The sequence below is a fragment of the Streptomyces sp. NPDC057963 genome (genome assembly GCF_042887155.1).
GTDB lineage: Bacteria > Actinomycetota > Actinomycetes > Streptomycetales > Streptomycetaceae > Streptomyces.
Window position 1 is genome coordinate 294,291 of record NZ_JBHVPX010000013.1, and the last position, 20,364, is coordinate 314,654.

14 protein-coding genes and 1 pseudogene are annotated in these 20,364 nt (G+C 70.1%); 7 read left to right on the forward strand and 8 right to left on the reverse strand.

Annotated elements, in window-relative coordinates:
• Positions 1–34 precede the first annotated feature (34 nt).
• From ACFVT1_RS28895 to metH, 3 genes are all read right to left on the reverse strand, one after another.
• Positions 35–1,636: an ABC transporter substrate-binding protein gene (locus ACFVT1_RS28895; RefSeq protein WP_389800564.1), complete on the reverse strand. Its 1,602-nt coding sequence runs from the start codon at positions 1,634–1,636 to the stop codon at positions 35–37.
• 363 nt (positions 1,637–1,999) lie between these two features.
• Positions 2,000–2,701 carry an HAD family hydrolase gene (locus tag ACFVT1_RS28900; protein WP_389800566.1) on the reverse strand — a complete coding sequence of 234 codons (702 nt, stop codon included), beginning with the start codon at positions 2,699–2,701 and terminating at the stop codon, positions 2,000–2,002.
• A 149-nt stretch (positions 2,702–2,850) separates the two neighbouring features.
• Entirely contained in the window at positions 2,851–6,363 is a 3,513-nt protein-coding gene (gene metH, locus ACFVT1_RS28905; RefSeq protein WP_389800567.1) for a methionine synthase, read from the reverse strand.
• 239 nt (positions 6,364–6,602) lie between these two features.
• Here metH and ACFVT1_RS28910 point away from each other — a divergent pair, with 239 nt between their 5' ends.
• From ACFVT1_RS28910 to ACFVT1_RS28935, 6 genes and pseudogenes are all read left to right on the forward strand, one after another.
• On the forward strand, positions 6,603–7,367 hold the full coding sequence (locus ACFVT1_RS28910) for an IclR family transcriptional regulator (protein WP_389800569.1): 765 nt from the start codon (positions 6,603–6,605) through the stop codon (positions 7,365–7,367).
• 262 nt (positions 7,368–7,629) lie between these two features.
• On the forward strand, positions 7,630–8,421 hold the full coding sequence (locus ACFVT1_RS28915; protein ID WP_389800570.1) for an MIP/aquaporin family protein: 792 nt from the start codon (positions 7,630–7,632) through the stop codon (positions 8,419–8,421).
• A 71-nt stretch (positions 8,422–8,492) separates the two neighbouring features.
• Positions 8,493–10,019, forward strand: coding sequence for a glycerol kinase GlpK (glpK, locus tag ACFVT1_RS28920; protein WP_389800572.1), 1,527 nt, complete (start codon positions 8,493–8,495; stop codon positions 10,017–10,019).
• 5 nt (positions 10,020–10,024) lie between these two features.
• Positions 10,025–11,635, forward strand: a complete 1,611-nt coding sequence (locus tag ACFVT1_RS28925; protein ID WP_389800574.1) for an FAD-dependent oxidoreductase — start codon at positions 10,025–10,027, stop codon at positions 11,633–11,635.
• Between the two features lie 219 nt (positions 11,636–11,854).
• Positions 11,855–12,046: pseudogene (locus ACFVT1_RS28930) on the forward strand (LLM class flavin-dependent oxidoreductase); the annotation flags it as partial.
• A 130-nt stretch (positions 12,047–12,176) separates the two neighbouring features.
• Positions 12,177–12,848 (forward strand): FadR/GntR family transcriptional regulator, encoded by a 672-nt coding sequence (locus ACFVT1_RS28935; RefSeq protein ID WP_389800575.1) that lies wholly within the window; start codon positions 12,177–12,179, stop codon positions 12,846–12,848.
• A gap of 99 nt (positions 12,849–12,947) precedes the next feature.
• On the opposite strand, the gene ACFVT1_RS28940 is transcribed toward ACFVT1_RS28935, so the two are convergent.
• The 5 genes from ACFVT1_RS28940 to ACFVT1_RS28960 all read right to left on the reverse strand — a co-directional run bounded on the left by ACFVT1_RS28940 (position 12,948) and on the right by ACFVT1_RS28960 (position 18,861).
• Positions 12,948–14,000: an ABC transporter permease gene (locus ACFVT1_RS28940; RefSeq protein ID WP_389800577.1), complete on the reverse strand. Its 1,053-nt coding sequence runs from the start codon at positions 13,998–14,000 to the stop codon at positions 12,948–12,950.
• On the reverse strand, positions 13,997–15,520 hold the full coding sequence (locus tag ACFVT1_RS28945) for a sugar ABC transporter ATP-binding protein (RefSeq protein WP_389800579.1): 1,524 nt from the start codon (positions 15,518–15,520) through the stop codon (positions 13,997–13,999). Before ACFVT1_RS28945 ends, ACFVT1_RS28940 begins: the two co-directional genes overlap by 4 nt.
• A 2-nt stretch (positions 15,521–15,522) precedes the next feature.
• Complete coding sequence (locus ACFVT1_RS28950) at positions 15,523–16,563, reverse strand: sugar ABC transporter substrate-binding protein (RefSeq protein ID WP_389800580.1); 1,041 nt, start codon at positions 16,561–16,563, stop codon at positions 15,523–15,525.
• Between the two features lie 187 nt (positions 16,564–16,750).
• Positions 16,751–17,530: an SDR family oxidoreductase gene (locus ACFVT1_RS28955; protein WP_362211574.1), complete on the reverse strand. Its 780-nt coding sequence runs from the start codon at positions 17,528–17,530 to the stop codon at positions 16,751–16,753.
• Positions 17,527–18,861: an L-fuconate dehydratase gene (locus ACFVT1_RS28960; RefSeq protein WP_362211571.1), complete on the reverse strand. Its 1,335-nt coding sequence runs from the start codon at positions 18,859–18,861 to the stop codon at positions 17,527–17,529. The genes ACFVT1_RS28955 and ACFVT1_RS28960 overlap by 4 nt, the downstream gene beginning before the upstream one ends.
• A 256-nt stretch (positions 18,862–19,117) precedes the next feature.
• On the opposite strand from ACFVT1_RS28960, the gene ACFVT1_RS28965 reads away from it, so the two are divergent.
• On the forward strand, positions 19,118–20,230 hold the full coding sequence (locus ACFVT1_RS28965) for a PAC2 family protein (RefSeq protein WP_389800582.1): 1,113 nt from the start codon (positions 19,118–19,120) through the stop codon (positions 20,228–20,230).
• Positions 20,231–20,364: the final 134 nt, after the last annotated feature.

Here is a 20,364-nt window from a genome sequence, read left to right on the forward strand (position 1 = left end):
ACGGCGCCCCCCGGCCGGGGGGCGCCGTCCGCGTTCAGCCGGTGCCCTTGCCGAGTTCCCAGAGGTGGAGGTCGGCGGAGGAGTTGACCGCCCACTCGACGCCGGAGAGTCCTTCGCGGGAAGCGGCGTACTGCTTGCCCTGCCAGATCGGCAGGAGGGGGACGTCGGTGGCGATGACGTCCTGGAGCTGCCGGAAGGTCTTGGTCGCGGCGCTGCGGTCGGACTCCCGGCGGGACTGCGGGATGAGCGTCTTCTGGGCCGGAGTCAACGTGTAGGGCGAGTTGAGGAAGTTGTTCCGGTCGAGGAACGGCGCCACGAAGTTGTCGGGGTCCGGGAAGTCGGGGAACCAGCCCATGCCGTACACGGCGTAGTCGCCCCGCAGCTGTGCCGGGCGGTACTTCGCCCAAGGGGTTCCCTCGACGGTCACGTCGAACAGTCCGGTGTCGTTGAACTGCTTCTTCAGGGTTCCGAACTCGGCGGCGGAGCCGGCGCCGACACGGTCGGACGGGTAGTGGAGGGTGAGCTTCACCGGGGTGTCGACGCCTGCGTCGTGCAGGATCGCCGCGGCCTTCACGGCACTGGGTTCCCGGTACTTGTCGTAGAACGAGTTCGCGTGCGCGGTGATACCGGACGGGATCAGCGAGTACAGCGGCTCGGCCGTGGTGCCGTACACCTTGCCCGCGATCTCGCCGCGGTCGATGATCTGGGCCATGGCCTGGCGGACGGCCTTGTTCTTCACGGCCGGGTCGTTGGTGTTGAAGCCCAGGAAATGGATGGCGAGGCCGGGCATCTCGGTGAGTCTGATGCCGTCCTCGGGCTTTTCGAGCATCTGCCGGGACTGCTCGGGCGACATGGTGCGGGTCATCATGTCGATCTTCTTGTCGTCGAGGGCCTTGCCCATGGCCTCCGGGCCGGGGAAGACGTCCAGCTCGACCTTCTCGTTCCGCACCTTCAGGTCCCCCTTGTAGAGGGGATTCCTGGTGAAGAGGACCTTGACGACCTTGTTGTGCTCGACTTCCGGCTTCATCGTGTACGGGCCGGAGCCGTCCACCTGGAATCCGGCGCGCGCGGACTTCGCCTCGTACTTGCTCCGGGGCACGATCCCGGCGACCGGGGTGGCGAGCTTGTACGGGAACGTGGCGTCGGGCGTGCGGAGGTGGAAGACGACCTCCCGCTCGCCGCGCGTCTCGACGGTGTCGATGTTGGCGAGGAGGGCGACGGGGCCGTTGTCGGCGTCGATGCGGATGACCCGGTCGATGGAGTACTTCACGTCATCGGCGGTGAGCGCCGTGCCGTCGGCGAACTTCAGGCCGCCGCGCAGCTTGCAGCGGTAGCTCTCGTTCTGGGTGTCCGTGAAGGCGCAGCTCTCCGCCGCTTCGGGTACCGGCTCGCCGCCGCCGCGCGGCACGTGCATCAGCGTCTGCACGGTCTGCCGGAGAACGTTCCAGACGCCCGCTTCGTAGCCGATGGCGGGGTCGAGAGGGGCAGGGCTGTCCTTGGAGGCGACGAACTGGTCCGTGGTGCCGACAACGATGGCGGCCTTGCCATCGCTCCCGTCTCCCGACGCGCCGCAGGCGGCGAGTGCGGGTGCGAGCAGGCCGACGACGGCCGGCAGCACCAGAATCTTGCGGTTCATTGTGGACGCTCTCCCTCATCCGGCATTGAGAGAGCGACACTAGTGCGCGCCGTCGGCGTGGCCGGACCGGAGCCGCCCCGATGCGTAATCGGACGGTGATGGGAATGACCGGCGAGCCGTTTTCCCCGGTCGGGAAGGTTTCTCACGAGAAGCCATCAACCGGGACACTTCGATACCCCAAAAAGGCCATCTCGGGCGATCTTGAAGAGCCATTGATCGCGATTCGGGTGACAAAGGTCACGCCCGAACCCGTTTTTCCTCTGCCGTGGGCCCGGCTTGCGTACACGCGCACACGACAGAAAACGCACCGTCCCGCGCCGAGAGTTTTTCGGTTCGTTCACAGGAACACTCTCGGTGTGCGGATCAGCGCCCTCCCGTGACCAGGCCCCGGAGGAATGCGAGATCGACTTCTTCGAGCGACCGCACGACCACGCGGCCGGACGCGGGGGCGATGGGCGCTACGGACGGTACGGCGACGACCCGGCAGCCCGCGGCCTCCGCGGCCGCGACACCGGTGGCGGTGTCCTCGATGACCGCGCAGCGCTCGGGCTCCGCCCCGAAGCCGGACGCGGCGGTGAGATAGGGCTCCGGGTGCGGCTTCGTACGGGTGACCTCGTCGCCCGCGACGGTGAGCGAGAAGTGGTGGTGGCCCACCGAGTCCAGCACCCGGTCGATGATCCGCCGATGGGAGGCGGAGACCAGGGCGGTGGGAATCTCGTGCCGGGCCAGTTCGGCCAGCAGCCGTGCCGCGCCCGGCATCAGCGGCACACCGCGGCCGATGCGCTCCTCGAACCGGTCGTTGAGCAGCACGGTGAGTTCGGCGAGGGTGATGTCCGCGCCGGTGACGTCCATGAGGTAGCCGGCGCTGCGGGTCATCGGCCCGCCGACCACCACGTCCCGCCATGCCTCGTCGAGCCGGTGCCCGAGACCGGCGAAGACCTCCACCTCGGCGTCCCACCAGAAGCCCTCGGTGTCGACGAGGGTGCCGTCCATGTCGAGCAGGACGGCCTGCAGGGCGGCACCTTCGGCCGTGCGGGTCATGGACGCGGGAACCGTGCTGGTCATCCGGCACACCTTCCGTAAGGGACGAGAAGGCCGGCCGCCTTTTCCCGTGGGAGGGGGCGACCGGCCTGCACTGGACCGACCAGTGTACGACTTGTCCTGCTACCGCGCGGTGAACGCCGTCTTACCGCGCGTTGAAGTACAACGCCGTCCTACCGCGCGTTGAAGTACTTCGCCTCCGGGTGATGGATGACGATCGCGTCGGTGGACTGCTCCGGGTGCAGCTGGAACTCCTCCGAGAGATGCACGCCGATCCGCTCCGGCTGGAGCAGCTCGGCGATCTTCGCCCGGTCCTCCAGGTCGGGGCAGGCGCCGTAGCCGAGGGAGAAGCGCGCGCCCCGGTACTTCAGCGCGAACATGTCCTCGACATCGGCCGGGTCCTCGCCGCCGAAGCCGAGCTCGGAGCGGACCCGGGCGTGCCAGTACTCGGCGAGCGCCTCGGCCAGCTGCACGGACAGGCCGTGCAGCTCCAGGTAGTCGCGGTAGGAGTTGGCCTCGAAGAGCTTGGCGGTCTCGCCGCCGATCTTCGAGCCGACGGTGACGACCTGGAGGCCGATCACATCCGTCTCGCCGGATTCCTCGGGGCGGAAGAAGTCCGCGAGGCAGAGGCGGCGGCCGCGGCGCTGGCGCGGGAAGGTGAAGCGGGTGCGCTCGGAGCCGTCCTCGTGGAGCAGGATCAGGTCGTCGCCCTTGGAGACGCAGGGGAAGTAGCCGTAGACGACGGCGGCTTCCAGCAGGTTCTCGGTGTGGAGCTTGTCGAGCCAGCCGCGCAGGTGCGGGCGGCCCTCGGTCTCCACCAGCTCCTCGTACGTCGGTCCGTCACCGGCGCGGGCCTGCTTGAGACCCCACTGGCCCTTGAAGAGCGCGCCCTCGTCCAGCCAGGACGCGTACTCCTTGAGCTGGATGCCCTTGACGACCCGGGTGCCCCAGAAGGGGGGCTCGGGGACCCGGTTGTCGACGGCGACGTCGGAGCGGACGCCCTCCTCCGGCTCGTCGGCCGCCAAGGCCGCGGTGTCGCGCTTGGGCACGCGGCGCTGCTTGAGTTCCGGGAGGGCGGCGCCGGGGACGCCTCGCTTGACCGCGATCAGGGCGTCCATCAGGCGCAGTCCCTCGAAGGCGTCGCGGGCGTAGCGGACCTCGCCCTCGTAGATCTCGTGGAGGTCCTGCTCGACGTAGGCCCGGGTGAGGGCGGCGCCGCCGAGGATCACCGGGAAGTCGGCGGCCAGCTTGCGCTGGTTCAGCTCCTCCAGGTTCTCCTTCATGATCACGGTGGACTTCACCAGGAGGCCGGACATGCCGATGACGTCGGCGCGGTGCTCCTCGGCGGCCTCCAGGATCGCGGAGACGGGCTGCTTGATGCCGAGGTTCACGACGTTGTAGCCGTTGTTGGACAGGATGATGTCGACGAGGTTCTTGCCGATGTCGTGGACGTCGCCGCGGACGGTGGCCAGGACGATGGTGCCCTTGCCCTCGGCGTCGGACTTCTCCATGTGCGGTTCCAGATGGGCCACCGCGGTCTTCATGACCTCGGCGGACTGGAGCACGAACGGCAGCTGCATCTGGCCGGAGCCGAAGAGTTCGCCGACGACCTTCATGCCCTCCAGGAGGGTGTCGTTGACGATGTCGAGGGCCGGGCGGGTCCGCAGGGCCTCGTCGAGGTCGGCCTCCAGGCCGTTCTTCTCTCCGTCGATGATGCGGCGCTGGAGGCGTTCGTCGAGCGGCAGGGCGAGGAGTTCCTCGGCCTTGCCGGCCTTCATCGACTTCGTGCTGACGCCCTCGAAGAGCTCCATGAGCCTCTGGAGGGGGTCGTAGCCCTCGGAGCGGCGGTCGTAGACGAGGTCGAGCGCGACCTTGACCTCCTCCTCCTCAAGACGTGCGATCGGCAGGATCTTGGAGGCGTGCACGATCGCGGAGTCGAGACCGGCCTTGACGCACTCGTCGAGGAAGACGGAGTTCAGGACGGTGCGTGCGGCCGGGTTCAGGCCGAAGGAGATGTTGGACAGGCCGAGCGTGGTCTGTACGTCGGGGTGGCGCTTCTTGAGTTCGCGGATGGCCCCGATGGTGGCGATGCCGTCGCCCCGGGACTCCTCCTGACCGGTGCAGATGGTGAAGGTCAGGGTGTCGATGAGGATGTCGGACTCCTGGATGCCCCAGTTGCCGGTCAGGTCCGCGATGAGCCGCTCGGCGACGGCGACCTTGTGCTCGACGGTGCGGGCCTGCCCCTCCTCGTCGATGGTCAGGGCGATCAGCGCGGCGCCGTGCTCGGCGGCCAGCGCGGTGACCCTGGCGAAGCGGGACTCGGGTCCGTCGCCGTCCTCGTAGTTGACGGAGTTGAGGACGGCGCGGCCGCCGAGCTTCTCCAGACCGGCCCGCAGGACGGGCAGCTCGGTGGAGTCGAGCACGATCGGCAGGGTGGAGGCGGTGGCGAAGCGGCCGGCCAGCTCCTCCATGTCCGCCACACCGTCGCGGCCCACGTAGTCGACGCAGAGGTCGAGCATGTGCGCGCCCTCGCGGATCTGGTCGCGGGCCATCTCCACGCAGTCGTCCCAGCGGGCCTCCAGCATGGCCTCGCGGAACTTCTTCGATCCGTTGGCGTTCGTCCGCTCACCGATCGCGAGGTACGAGGTGTCCTGGCGGAACGGGACGGTCTGGTAGAGGGACGCGGCGCCCGGCTCGGGGTGCGGGGTGCGGGTGGTGACGGCGGCGCCGCGGACCCGTTCGACGACCTGGCGCAGGTGCTCCGGCGTCGTACCGCAGCAGCCGCCGACCAGCGAGAGGCCGTATTCGCGGACGAAGGTCTCCTGCGCGTCGGCCAGTTCCGCCGGGGACAGCGGGTAGTGCGCGCCGTCCCTGCCGAGCACGGGGAGGCCGGCGTTGGGCATGCAGGAGAGCGGGATGCGCGAGTGGCGGGCGAGGTAGCGCAGGTGCTCGCTCATCTCGGCGGGGCCGGTGGCGCAGTTCAGGCCGATGAGGTCGATGCCGAGCGGCTCCAGGGCGGTGAGCGCCGCGCCGATCTCGGAGCCGAGCAGCATGGTGCCGGTCGTTTCGACGGTGACGGAGCAGATCACCGGGAGGTTGGCGCCGGTGGCCTCCAGGGCGCGGCGGGCGCCGATGACGGAGGCCTTGGTCTGCAGCAGGTCCTGGGTGGTCTCGACCAGGAGGGCGTCGGCGCCGCCGGCGATCATGCCCTCGGCGTTCTGCTGGTAGGCGTCGCGGAGCTTGGTGTACGGGGCGTGGCCCAGCGTCGGCAGCTTCGTGCCCGGCCCCATGGAGCCGAGCACCCAGCGCTGCTGTCCGGTGGAGGCGGTGAATTCGTCGGCGACCTCGCGGGCGATGCGCGCGCCGGACTCGGAGAGCTCGAAGACCCGCTCGGCGATGTCGTACTCGCCCAGGGCCGCCAGGTTGGCGCCGAAGGTGTTCGTCTCCACGCAGTCCACGCCGACGGCGAAGTACTCCTGGTGCACGGAGCGCACGATGTCGGGACGCGTGACGTTCAGGATCTCGTTGCAGCCTTCGAGATTCTGGAAGTCCTCAAGACTGGGGTCCTGTGCCTGGAGCATGGTGCCCATGGCACCGTCGGCCACCACCACCCGGGTGGCGAGTGCCTCGCGGAGGGCTTCGGCTCGGTTCCGGCTGTCGGCGGAAGGGGTCGGCGACGAGGCCATGGATGTACTCCCTGGGATGCGACGGCTGTCGGCTTTGCGTCTTCGGCGGAAGGCGCACCAGGCCAGCGTAGCCGGGTGGCACCCGGGGCCGTCACTCCGTCCCAGGGAACGGACGGCATGCTGTGCGGGGGGATGTCCGGATCGGAGTGGTGCAGCGGTTTTCCGGCGTGATCGCGCACGGGTCGGCATCGACCGATAGTGTTCAGCATTGTCGAACCGAGGTGGAGGAGTACGGCGCGATGGCCAAGAACATCCAGTCGCTGGAGCGGGCGGCGGCGATGCTGCGCCTGCTGGCAGGCGGCGAGCGGCGGCTGGGGCTGTCCGACATCGCCTCTTCACTGGGCCTGGCCAAGGGCACCGCGCACGGCATCCTGCGCACGCTCCAGCACGAGGGCTTCGTCGAGCAGGACACGGCCTCCGGCCGCTATCAGCTGGGCGCCGAGCTGCTGCGGCTGGGCAACAGCTATCTGGACGTGCACGAGCTGCGGGCGCGCGCGCTCGTCTGGACGGACGACCTGGCCCGCTCCAGCGGCGAGAGCGCCCATCTGGGCGTCCTGCACCAGCAGGGCGTCCTCATCGTCCACCACGTCTTCCGGCCCGACGACAGCCGTCAGGTCCTGGAGGTCGGGGCCATGCAGCCGCTGCACTCGACGGCCCTGGGCAAGGTGCTCTCCGCGTACGACCCGGTGGCGCACACCGAGGCCCTGGAGGCCGAGCGGCGGCCGTTCACCCCGCGCACCGTCACGGACGTGGAGGAGTTCGAGGCGATGCTCGACCTGATCCGAGCCCGCGGCTGGGCGGCCGACGTGGAGGAGACCTGGGAGGGCGTGGCCGCGGTGGCCGCCCCGATCCACGACCGGCGGCGGATGCCGGTCGGCGCGGTGGCCGTGACCGGTGCGGTGGAGCGGGTCTGCGCGGACGGGGAGCTGCGCCCCGAGCTGGTCGCGGCGGTGCGGGACTGCGCCCGCGCGGTCTCCAGGGATCTGGGCGCCCGGCCCTTCTGACCGCCTCGGCGGGTGGCCGTCACCGGCGGCGCGACACGACGGGTCGCCGGTAACGATCGAGTTATGGGCCACACAACCCTTGACGCATGATTCACCGGGGTGAAGCATTGCCGTTCATCGGTCGGCATTGTCGAACAGCTAACGGAATTTCGCGTTAAGGTGTGACAGCGCCAAGGGCCGGAAAACGCCCTCACGTGAGGGCGCGGACCACCGGAGGGACCCGGGGTTCGGCTTCCCTGGACGAAGGACAAAGGAGTCGCGGGTGTCCAGCTCCGACATCTTCATCGGCGAGACCATAGGTACCGCCGTACTCATCCTGCTCGGCGGCGGTGTCTGTGCCGCCGTCACTCTCAAGCGCTCCAAGGCGCAGAACGCCGGCTGGCTCGCCATCACCTTCGGGTGGGGTTTCGCCGTGCTGACCGGCGCTTATCTGGCCGGTGGCGTTTCCGGCGCGCACCTCAATCCGGCGGTCACGATCGGTCTCGCGATCGAGGGCGGCACCAAGTGGAGCGACGTACCGCTGTACCTCGGCTCCCAGCTGTTCGGCGCGATGATCGGCGCGGTGCTGGTCTGGCTGACGTACTACGGGCAGTTCCGGGCGCATCTCACAGATCCGGAGATCGTGGGCGCCCAGCCGGGTGAAGAGGCCATGGTCGACCAGGCCTCGGCCCCGAAGGCGGGCCCGGTGCTGGGCATCTTCTCCACCGGTCCCGAGATCCGCCACGCGGTGCAGAACCTCGTCACCGAGATCATCGCCACCGTCGTGCTCGTCCTGGCGATCCTCACCCAGGGCCTGAACAACGACGGCAACGGCCTCGGCACGCTCGGCGCGTTGGTCACCGCTCTGGTCGTCGTCGGCATCGGTCTCTCGCTCGGCGGGCCGACGGGTTACGCAATCAACCCGGTTCGCGACCTCGGTCCGCGTATCGTGCACGCGCTGCTGCCGCTGCCGAACAAGGGCGGCTCCGACTGGGGCTACGCGTGGATCCCGGTGGTCGGACCGCTCGTCGGCGGCGCGATCGCGGGCGGGCTCTACAACGTCGCCTTCGCCTGAGCCGTGACGCACAGCGCTGTGACGTACCGAGCCGCAACCCTCACGACCACACAGACTTCCGGGAGCACACCGTGACCGACGCACACACCACCGGCCCGTTCATCGCCGCCATCGACCAGGGCACCACCTCCAGCCGCTGCATCGTCTTCGACAAGGACGGCCGGATCGTCTCCGTCGACCAGAAGGAGCACGAGCAGATCTTCCCGAAGCCGGGCTGGGTCGAGCACAACGCGACCGAGATCTGGGAGAACGTCCAGGAGGTCGTGGCGGGCGCCGTCGTCAAGGCGGGCATCACCGCCGCCGACGTGAAGGCCATCGGCATCACCAACCAGCGCGAGACCACGCTGCTCTGGGACAGGAACACCGGTGAGCCCGTCCACAACGCCCTCGTCTGGCAGGACACCCGCACCGACGCGCTCTGCAAGGAGCTCGGCCGCAACGTGGGCCAGGACCGCTTCCGCCGCGAGACCGGTCTGCCGCTCGCCTCGTACTTCGCCGGCCCCAAGGTCCGCTGGCTGCTCGACAACGTCGAGGGGCTGCGCGAGCGCGCCGAGCGCGGCGACATCCTCTTCGGCACCATGGACTCCTGGGTCATCTGGAACCTGACCGGCGGCACGGACGGCGGCGTCCACGTCACCGATGTCACCAACGCTTCGCGCACCCTGCTGATGAACCTGCACACCATGGCGTGGGACGACAAGATCCTCGCGTCCATGGAGATCCCGGCGGCCGTGCTGCCCGAGATCCGCTCCTCCGCCGAGGTGTACGGCACCGCGAAGGGCGGCGTCCTGGACGGTGTCCCGGTCGCCTCCGCGCTCGGCGACCAGCAGGCGGCTCTCTTCGGCCAGACCTGCTTCTCCGAGGGCGAGGCCAAGTCCACGTACGGCACCGGCACCTTCATGCTGATGAACACCGGCGAGACGCCGGTCAACTCCTACAACGGACTCCTGACGACCGTCGGGTACCGGATCGGCGACCAGAAGCCGGTCTATGCCCTGGAAGGCTCCATCGCCGTCACCGGCTCCCTGGTGCAGTGGATGCGCGACCAGATGGGCCTGATCAAGTCCGCGGCCGAGATCGAGACGCTGGCCTCGTCGGTCGAGGACAACGGCGGTGCGTACTTCGTGCCCGCCTTCTCCGGTCTGTTCGCCCCGTACTGGCGCTCCGACGCCCGCGGCGTCATCGCTGGTCTGACCAGGTACGTCACCAAGGCGCACATCGCCCGTGCCGTCCTGGAGGCCACCGCCTGGCAGACCCGCGAGATCACCGACGCCATGACGAAGGACTCCGGTGTCGAGCTGGCCGCCCTGAAGGTCGACGGCGGCATGACCTCCAACAACTTGCTGATGCAGACGCTCTCCGACTTCCTGGACGCACCCGTGGTGCGGCCCATGGTCGCCGAGACGACCTGCCTCGGCGCCGCCTACGCCGCCGGTCTCGCCGTCGGCTTCTGGCCGGACACCGACGCGCTGCGCGCCAACTGGCGCCGGGCCGCCGAGTGGACCCCCCGCATGGCCGCGGACACCCGCGACCGCGAGTACAAGAGCTGGCTCAAGGCCGTGGAACGTTCCATGGGCTGGCTCGAAGACGAGGAGTAATCGACATGACCACCCTGCGACGCGTTCCCGCACTGGGGACGCACCCGGCCTCCGGCTCCCTCCCGAGCCGCGCCGAGACTCGGGAGCAGCTGTCCAAGGCTGCGTACGACCTCCTGGTGATCGGTGGCGGCATCCTGGGCATCTCCACCGCCTGGCACGCCGCGCAGTCCGGGCTGCGGGTGGCCCTGGTGGACGCCGGCGACTTCGCCGGCGCCACCTCCTCCGCCTCCTCCAAGCTGCTCCACGGCGGTCTGCGCTACCTGCAGACCGGTGCGGTGAAGCTGGTCGCGGAGAACCACTTCGAGCGCCGTGCGGTGTCCCGCCAGGTGGCTCCGCACCTGGCCAATCCGCTCACCTTCTACCTGCCGGTCTACAAGGGCGGCCCGCACGGCGCGGCCAAGCTCGGCGCGGGCGTGTTCGCGTACTCGGCGCTCTCCGCGTTCGGTGACGGGGTCGGGCACGTGATCAGCCCGGCGAAGGCGCAGCGCGACGTGCCGGAGCTGCGCACGGACAACCTGAAGGCCGTCGCGGTCTACGGCGACGACCAGATGAACGACGCCCGCATGGCGCTGATGACGGTCCGCGCGGCCGTCGACGCGGGTGCGGTCGTCCTGAACCACGCGGCGGTGACCGGGCTGCGGTTCACCCGGGGCCGGGTGACGGGCGCCGACCTGGAGGACCGTACGGACGGCACGGAGTTCGGCGTCGACGCCCGTCTCGTGCTGAACGCCACCGGCCCGTGGGTCGATCACCTGCGCAGGATGGAGGACGCCGGCGCGGCTCCTTCGATACGCCTGTCCAAGGGCGCGCACCTGGTGCTGAAGCGGACGCGTCCGTGGAAGGCCGCGCTGGCCACGCCGATCGACAAGTACCGGATCACGTTCGCCCTGCCGTGGGAGGACATGCTCCTGCTCGGTACGACGGACGAGGAGTACGAGGGCGATCCGGCGGACGTCGCGGTCAACGAGAAGGACACCGCGCAGATCCTGGACGAGGCCGCGTTCTCCATCAAGGACCAGCAGCTTTCGCGGGATCTGATCACGTACTCCTTCGCGGGGCTGCGGGTGCTGCCCGGCGGACCGGGCGACACGTCCAAGGCCAAGCGCGAGACGGTCGTGACGGAGGGCCGCGGCGGGATGCTGTCGGTCGCGGGCGGCAAGTGGACGACGTTCCGCCACATCGGCCGTACGGTGATGAACAAGCTGGCCGCGCTCCCCGGGCACCCCCTGGCGGACGACATGGAGCCGATCGCGCATCTGCCGAAGAAGCTCCCGCTGCCCGGCATCGCCAACCCGAGAGCGGTGGCGCACCGGCTGCTGGTCGACGGCGGTACGCCCGGTCCGCGGATGGCGGCCGACACGGCCCGCCACCTCGCCACCCACTACGGCTCGCTCTCCTTCGACATCGCGCGGCTGGCGAACGAGAACCCGGCGCTGGCCGAGCGCATCCACCCGGATGCGCCGGAGATCTGGGCTCAGGTCGCCTACGCGCGTGACCACGAGTGGGCCGAGACGGCGGACGACGTGCTGCGCCGCCGGACGACGCTGACGATCCGGGGCCTGGCGACGGACGAGATCCGGGCCGGCGTCGAGTCCATGCTCGGCGACCGGGGCTGACGGAACCGGACGCATCGGACGGGGCGGCTCCCACGCGGGGCCGCCCCGTCCGCGTGTCCGGAAGATCCCGGCCCGGTCAACGCGCCGTACGGCGCCATACGGTTGCCATACGGGTGCAATCTGACGCGGGGACAGTTGAACCATGAAGCTCTCCGTGCTTTCCCTCACCGGCCACGCCCCGCACCCGCTGACCGGCCGGCGCCCCTCCCCCGCCGAGCGGTTCTCGGCAGCCCGCAGCAGATCACCGACAAGATCCTCGGCTGGCACGAGGTGTACGGGCACGATCTCCAGTCGGTCACCGTGGACGGGTTCGGGCTGAGCCACCCCGAGCAGATCGAGACGCTGGCGCGGTTCGCCGAGGACGTCGCGCCCGTGGTGCGGCGCGAGGCGCCGTCCGCGCTCTGGGACTGACCCCTGCCCGGCCCGGCGGCCGCGCACCCGGGACGGCCTTCGCCGGACCTGGCTCATCCACCTCTCCCGACCCGCATAATGAGAGGAGACATCGGATGTCTGATTCCAGTCCGGATCCAGGAGGACCGTCATGGCTGTCACCGACGAGGCGATCGAGAAGATCAAGGGAATGATCGTCTCGGGTGCGCTACGGCCCGGCGACCGGCTCCCCAAGGAGAGCGAACTCGCGGCCGAGCTGGGGCTCTCCCGCAATTCCCTCCGGGAGGCGGTGCGCGCGCTGTCACTGATCCGCATCCTCGATGTGCGGCAGGGTGACGGCACATATGTGACCAGCCTCGATCCGCAGTTGCTGCTGGAGGCGCTGAGCTTTGTGGTGGACTTCCACCGCGACGACACCGTGCTCGAATTCCTGGCGGTCCGGCGGATCCTGGAACCGGCCGCGACGGCGATGGCGGCCACCCGGATCAGCGAGACCCAACTGGACGCACTGAGCTCGCAGTTGGACGCCCTGGGTGCGCAGCCCTCGGTGGAGGAACTGGTCGCCTGCGATCTGGAGTTCCACCGCGGGATCGTGCAGTCCTCCGGGAACTCGGTGCTGTGCTCGCTGCTCGACGGGCTGTCGGGGCCGACGACCCGGGCGCGGGTCTGGCGCGGACTGACGCAGGAGGACGCGGTGAGCCGCACGCTCCACGAGCACCGGGCGATCGTGTCGGCGCTGCGTGACCGGGACGCGGAGGCCGCGCGGGCCTGGGCGACGGTGCACGTGGCGAGCGTGGAGCAGTGGTTGCGGTCGACGCTGTAGGGCGTCTTCGGGGCTCCGCCCCGCGCACGCGCCGCTCCACGCCGGTGGGGCCGACAGGCGTCGGCCCCACCGGTGTCACGGGATCAGGGGGTCAGGGGGTCAGTCCTGCTTCTCGCCGCTCGCGAAGCGGGAGATCACCAGGGCGACGATGATGATCGCGCCGTTGAGGAACTGGTTCCACAGCGCCGGGACACCGCCGAGGGTCATCACATTGACCACCAGCTGGAGCGTCAGTACGCCGGTCAGCGCACCGAACAGGGTGCCGCGCCCGCCCTTGAGGCTGATGCCGCCGATGACCGCCGCGGCGAACACCTGGAAGATCCAGCCGTTGCCCTGCGTCGCCGCGACCGATCCGTAGTGGCCGGTGTAGAGGATGCCCGCGAAGGCCGCCAGCAGCCCACCGAGGGCGAGCACGATCCAGGTGACCCGGTCCACCCGGATGCCCGCGGCGCGCGCGGCCTCCGGGTTGCCGCCGATCGCGTACAGCGAGCGCCCGTGGCGCAGCCAGGCCAGCGCCGCGCCGCCGACGGCGAACAGCGCCAGGCAGATCCAGACGGCCGCCGGTGCGCCGAACCACTCGCTCTTGCCGAGGTAGCGGAAGGACTCCGGCACGTCGGTGATGGACTTGCCCTCGGTGATACCGATGTGGAGGCCGCGCAGCATGGTGAGCATGCCGAGCGTGGCGATGAAGCCGTTGACCCGCAGCTTCAGCATCAGGAAGCCGTTGACCGCGCCGATGGCGAGGCCCACCAGCAGGCAGAGCGGGATCGCCGACCAGGCGGGCAGCAGGCCGAGTCCCGCGAAGCGTCCGCCCTCGGTGGGCAGGACCAGCCACATCGCGACGACCGGCGCGATGCCGATCGTCGACTCCAGCGAGAGGTCCATCCGTCCGCAGATCAGGATCAGCGCCTGGCCCAGGACCAGCAGACTCAGCTCGGAGGACTGCTGGACAACGCTGATCAGGTTCTCGGAGGTCAGGAACACCGGCGAGACGATGAACCCGATCACCATCAGCACCAGGATCACCGGTACCAGGGAGAAGTCGCTCCACCGGATCAGCTTCAGCCGGTCCAGCGGGCTCTCGCCCGTCGGGGAGCCCTTGGGCCCGCCGTCGATGCCGTCGGCCGCCGCGGGCCGTACCGTGCCGGTCATTCCCTCTCCCCCACACCTTCCATGGCGGCGACGAGTTCCCCGTCGCTCCACCCGCTTGCGAAAGTCGCGACCACGCGCCCGTGGAACAGGGCGAGCACCCGGTCGCAGACCCGTAGGTCGTCCAGTTCGTCCGAGACGATCACCGCGGCGTTCCCCTCGTCCGCGACCCGCCGTACGACTCCGAGCAGCGAGTCCTTGGATTTGACGTCCACGCCCGCGGTGGGCCGGACCGCCACCAGCACGCTCGGCGCGCGGGCCAGCGCGCGGGCCACCACAACCTTCTGCTGGTTGCCGCCGGAGAGCCCGGAGACGGGCTGCTCGGGTCCCTGTGTCTTGATGTCCAGCGAGGCGATCATCGACCGTGCGAACTCCCGTGTGCGGGAGGGCAGTACGGTCCCCCACGGGCCGAGCTGGTCCGTGACCGTGAGGGTGGCGTTCTCGGCGACGCTGCGTTCCGGTACGAGGCCCTGGTCGTGCCGGTCCTCGGGGATGTAGCCGATCCCGGCGTCCAGCGCGTGCGGCACGCTGCCGGAGCGCACGGCCCTGCCGTGGACGAGGACCGTGCCGCCGCCCGCCTTGCGCATTCCGGCCAGCGTCTCGCCCAGGGCCGTGTTGCCGCTGGCCGCGGAGCCGGCCAGGCCGAGCACCTCGCCGGGGCGGACCTCCAGGTCCAGGGGCTCGAACTGGCCCTCCAGGGTGAGCCCTTCGGTACGCAGGACGGGGGCGGCCGACTCGTCCCGTACCGCCGCACCGGCACCGCTCGCGTGCCAGGCGGTGGCGCCGGCGGACTGTTCGCCGGTCATCGCCGCCACCAGTTCCGCCTTGTCGATGCCGGCGACCGGGGCGGTGAGCACATGGCGGGCGTCGCGGTAGACGGTGACCGCCGTGCACAGTTCGTACACCTCCTGCAGATGGTGGGAGATGAAGAGGAACGCGACCCCCTGGCTCTGCAGTTCCCTGAGCTTGTCGAAGAGCCGCCCGATGCCGCGGGCGTCGAGCTGGGCGGTCGGCTCGTCCAGGATGATCAGCCGGGCGCCGAAGGACAGCGCGCGGGCGATCTCGACGAACTGCCGCTGCTCGACGGCGAGATCGCGCGCCCGGGTGCCGGGGTCGACCTGGACGCCGTACTCGGCGAGGAGCCCCTGGGCCCGCTTGCGGAGCTTCCCCCAGCTGATCCAGCGGGCCTTGTCGTCGAAACGGTTGAGGAAGAGGTTCTCCGCGACGGTCAGATCGGGGACGACCATGGACTTCTGGTAGACGCAGGCGACCTTGGACTGCCAGGCCGCGGTGTCCCCGAAGGCGGGCGCGGGCTGCCCGCCGAACGTGACCGTGCCCGCGTCCGGCTTGTGGAGTCCGGTCACCACGCCGACCAGCGTGGACTTGCCGGCGCCGTTGCGGCCGACGAGGGCGTGGGACTCACCGGGCCGCACGGTGAGCCGGACCCCGTCGAGCGCCAGGGTGGGGCCGAAGCGTTTGACGACGCCTTCCGCCTGTACGGCAGGTGGTGGTACCTGGTCCATGGCTAGCTCTTCTTCTCCAGCTGGTTCGCCCACAGCTTCGGGTCGTCGACGTTGTCCTTGGTCACCAGCGGCGCGGGGAGCTGGTCCTCCAGGCCGCCCGGGATCTCGATGATGTTCGAGTCGTGGTCGGTCGGGCCCACTGCGAAGGTCTTGCCGTCCAGGGCCGCCTTCGCGTAGTAGAGCGCGTACTTCGCGTACAGGTCGGCGGGCTGGGAGATCGTCGCGTCGATCTTCCCGGCCTTGATGGCGTCGAACTCCTCCGGGATGCCGTCGTTGGAGATGATCGTGATGTGGCCCGGCGCACCGGCCGGCTTCAGCAGCTTCTTCTGCTCCAGGAGCGCGAGGGTGGGCTGCAGGAAGACACCGCCGGCCTGCATGTAGATCCCCTTGATGTCGGGGTTGGCGGCCAGGGTGGCCTGGAGCTTCGCCGAGGCGACGTCGCCCTTCCAGTCGGTGGCCAGCTCGAAGACCTTGATGCCGGGGAAGTCCTTGTCCATGCAGGACTTGAACGCCTCGGACCGGTCACGGCCGTTGATCGAGGAGAGGTCGCCCTGGAACTCGACGACCTTGCCCCTGCCCTTCAGCTGTTCGCCGAGGTACTTGCAGGCGTTGGTCCCGTACGCCTTGTTGTCGGCCCGCACCACCATGTAGATGTTGCCCTTGTCGGGGCGGGTGTCGACGCTGATGACGGGGATCTTCTTCTCGTTCAGCGTATTGAGCGACTCGGCGATGGCACCGGTGTCCTGAGGTGCCATCACGACGGCCTTGGCACCCTGGTCGGTGAAGGTCTGGACGTTGGCGACCAGCTTGCCGATGTCGTTCTGCGAGTTGGTCAGCGGCAGCGCCTTGACCTCGCCCGCCTTGATCCCCTTCTCCACATAGTTCTGGTATGAGTTCCAGAAGTCGCTGTCGCTGCGCGGCAGATCGATCCCGATCTTCCCGCCGCCCGCCCCGTCGTCGGAGGACTCGCGGTTGCAGCCCGCGAGGGCAGTGACGGCCAGCAGTACGGCGCAGGCCGCCGCACTCGTCGTACGCACTCTCATTGGTGTCCCAATCCTTTGTGGAGTACCGGCTCGGAGCTCTGTGGCAGAGCGGGGGGCGTGGTGCGGGGGGGCGTGGTGCGCGGGGGGCGTGGTGCGCGGGGGGCGTGGTGCGCGGGGGTGCGGCCCGGTGGTGCGGCCCGGCCCGTCCGGCGGATCGGGCCGGACGGGCCCGGGGCCGCGTCCCGGATCAGCTGTCGGCGGGGCGCAGCCGCAGACCCTGCATCCCGCCGTCGACGGCGAGCGCCGTGCCGGTGACGGAGGCGGCGGCCGGGCTCGCGAGGTAGACGATCGCGGCGGCCACCTCGTCGGCCGAGACCAGCCGCCCCAGCGGCTGGCGGGCGTTGAGCGCGGCGCGCTCGGCCGCCGGATCACCGGCCTGGCCGAGGAGCCGTCCGATCCACGGGGTGTCCGCGGTGCCCGGGTTGACGCAGTTGACCCGGATGCCCTCGCGGACGTGGTCGGCGGCCATCGCGAGGGTCAGGGAGAGGACCGCGCCCTTGCTCGCGCTGTACAGGGCGCGCTGCGGCAGTCCGGCGGTCGCGGCGATCGAGCAGGTCTGGGTGATCGACGCGGCGCCGGGGCGGTCGGCCGCCGCACGCCGCAGATGGGGCAGGGCGTGCCGGGCGGTGCGGACCATGCCGAGGACGTTGATGTCCAGGACCCGGGTCCACTCCTCGTCGGCGTTGTCCTCGACGGTGCCGATGGAACCGATGCCCGCGTTGGACACCACGGTGTGCAGGCCGCCCAGTTCGCCGGCGGCCCGGTCGACCGCCTCCCGCACGGCGTCGTCGTCGGTGACGTCCGCCTCGACGGCCAGGACGCCCGCGGGTGCGCCCGCGGTCTCCCGGTCGAGTACGGCCACCTGCGCGCCGCGGGCCAGCAGCAGGGTCGCGACGGCCGCCCCGATGCCGGAGGCGCCGCCCGTCACCAGGGCGTTCATCCCCTCGAAGTCGCTTGTGCCGGTCATCGGTCAGCCTCCTCGGTGGTACGGCGGGCCTGCCATACGGGGCCCTCCGGGTAGCGGTGTGCGGCGATCGACTCGGGGAGCATCCGGGCGGAGAAGCCCGGTGAACCCGGCGCGGCATAGCGGCCGTTCTCGATCACGGTGGGGTCGGCGAAGTGTTCGTGGAGATGGTCCACGTACTCGATCACGCGGTTCTCCCAGCTGCCGGAGACCGCCACATAGTCGAACATCGAGAGGTGCTGCACCAGCTCGCACAGCCCGACTCCGCCCGCGTGCGGGCAGACCGGTACGCCGTACTTGGCGGCGAGCAGCAGGATCGCGAGGTTCTCGTTGACGCCGGCGACCCGGGCCGCGTCGATCTGGACGAAGTCGACCGCTCCGGCCTGCAGCAGCTGCTTGAAGACGACCCGGTTGGCGACGTGTTCGCCGGTGGCGACCTTGACCGGCTGCCCGGCGCGGACGGCCGCGTGGCCGAGGACGTCGTCGGGGCTGGTCGGCTCCTCGATCCAGTGCGGGTCGTACGGCGCGAGCGCGGTCATCCACTCGACCGCGTCGGCGACGTCCCAGCGCTGGTTGGCGTCGACGGCGATCCGGACGTCGGGCCCGACGGCCTCGCGGGCCAGGGCGAGTCTGCGTACGTCGTCGCCGAGACTGCCGCCGACCTTCAGCTTGATCTGGGTGAAGCCGTCGGCGACGGCCTCCTTCGCCAGCCTGACGAGCTTGTCGTCGGTGTATCCCAGCCAGCCCGGCGAGGTGGTGTACGCCGGGTAGCCCTCCGCGCGCAGCCGTTCGGCGCGCTCGGCCCGCCCCGGTTCGGCGGCTCGCAGGATCGCGAGGGCCTCGTCAGGAGTGAGGGCGTCGGTGAGGTAGCGGAAGTCGACGAGCGAGACGATCTCCTCGGGCGTCATCTCGGCGAGGAACTGCCAGACGGGCCTGCCCGCCTGCTTCGCCGCCAGGTCCCAGGCGGCGTTGACGACCGCGCCGGCCGCCATGTGCATCACGCCCTTCTCGGGGCCGAGCCAGCGCAGTTGGGAGTCATGGGTGAGCTCACGGTGCAGGAGGGCGAGGTCGGCCGCGGTGCGGGGGGCCGGGCGCCCCACCAGGTACGGGCGCAGTGCCTCGATCGCGGCGGCCATCACCTCGTTGCCGCGCCCGATGGTGAAGCAGAAGCCATGTCCCTCGATCACCGCACCGTTGTCACCCGGTCCGGTTCGCAGGACGACATAGGCGGCCGAGTAGTCGGGATCGGGGTTCATGGCGTCCGAGCCGTCCAGTTGTTCCGAGGTCGGAAAACGGATGTCGTGGACCTCGAAATCCGTGACGGTCTGACTCATGTGCGCCCCCAGGGGAATAACATCGGACCTCTGTTCTGGTCATCCGATGTATAGCGTCACGAAGGCGCCACCGTCCAGCGTTGGAGCGAAATTGACCGGACACAGCTCGGATGTATCCATAGACTGATGCCCTGATTCGACCGGTGATGCACCCCCGCGGCGCAGGTTCACCCAGCTGTGCACAGGGGCTGCGGCGGGAGTGGCCGGAAGCCGTAAGGTTGGTGCGTACGCAAGGGAACTTCGGAAGGAGGCCTGGGTGATCGAGCTCGAGGGGGTTCCCGAGCTGATCGACCCGGTCATGGTGGCCGCGTTCGAGGGTTGGAACGACGCGGGTGACGCCGCCTCCACGGCGGTCGCTCACCTGGACCGGGAGTGGAAGGGCGAGGTGTTCGCGGCGCTGGACGCCGAGGACTACTACGACTTCCAGGTCAACCGGCCGACGATCTGGCTGGACGGCGGGGTGCGCAAGATCACCTGGCCGACCACCCGGCTCTCCGTGGTGCGCGTCGGCGGGGAGAAGCCCCGCGATCTCGTCCTGGTCCGCGGTATCGAACCGTCCATGCGCTGGCGCTCGTTCTGCAACGAGATCCTGGCCTTCGCCCATGAGCTGGGCGTGGAGATGGTGGTGGTCCTGGGCGCGCTGCTCGGCGACACCCCGCACACCCGCCCGGTGCCGGTCAGCGGAGTCACCTCCGACCCGGACCTGGCGCGGACCATGGACCTGGAGGAGACCAGGTACGAGGGTCCGACGGGCATCGTCGGCATCCTCCAGGAGGCCTGCACGCACGCGGGCGTGCCCGCGGTGAGCCTGTGGGCGGCGGTGCCGCACTATGTGTCGCAGCCGCCCAACCCGAAGGCCACCCTCGCCCTGCTCAACCGTCTGGAGGACCTCCTCGGTCTGCGCATCCCGCTGGGCGAACTGCCCGAGGACGCGCGCGCCTGGCAGCTCGGCGTGGACCAACTGGCGGCCGAGGACAGCGAAGTGGCGGAGTACGTGCAGACGCTGGAGGAGGCCCGGGACACGGCGGAGCTTCCCGAGGCGAGCGGCGAGGCCATCGCCCGGGAGTTCGAGCGCTATCTGCGCCGCAGGGACACCGGTCCGGGCCAGACGCCCGGCGGGCACGCGACCGAGAGCGGCGACGCGTCGTATCTGCGCGACACGTCCAGCGGCCGCGCCCGTCCGCCGAAGCCGCTCCGGCCGGAGACCGGCGGCGGGACGGGGCCCGGCTCGCCGCCCACCGGCGGCCCCGGCCGGCAGCCGCCGGCCGGCGAGGGGGACGAAAGGATCGAGGGGACCGAGAACGGCGACGCCGGCGCCGACGACAGCGACGGCCCGCGGGATTCGTCGGAGGACTCCTCGGAGGACTGAGACGACCGGTGGAGGGGCGGGGGGGGGGGACCCCCCCCCCGCGCCGGTGGGGGGGGGGGGGGGTGGGGTGCAACGGGCCCGTTAATGGGGGGGGGGGTTTTAACAAAAAACCGCCCCCCCAAACCGCGGTAATA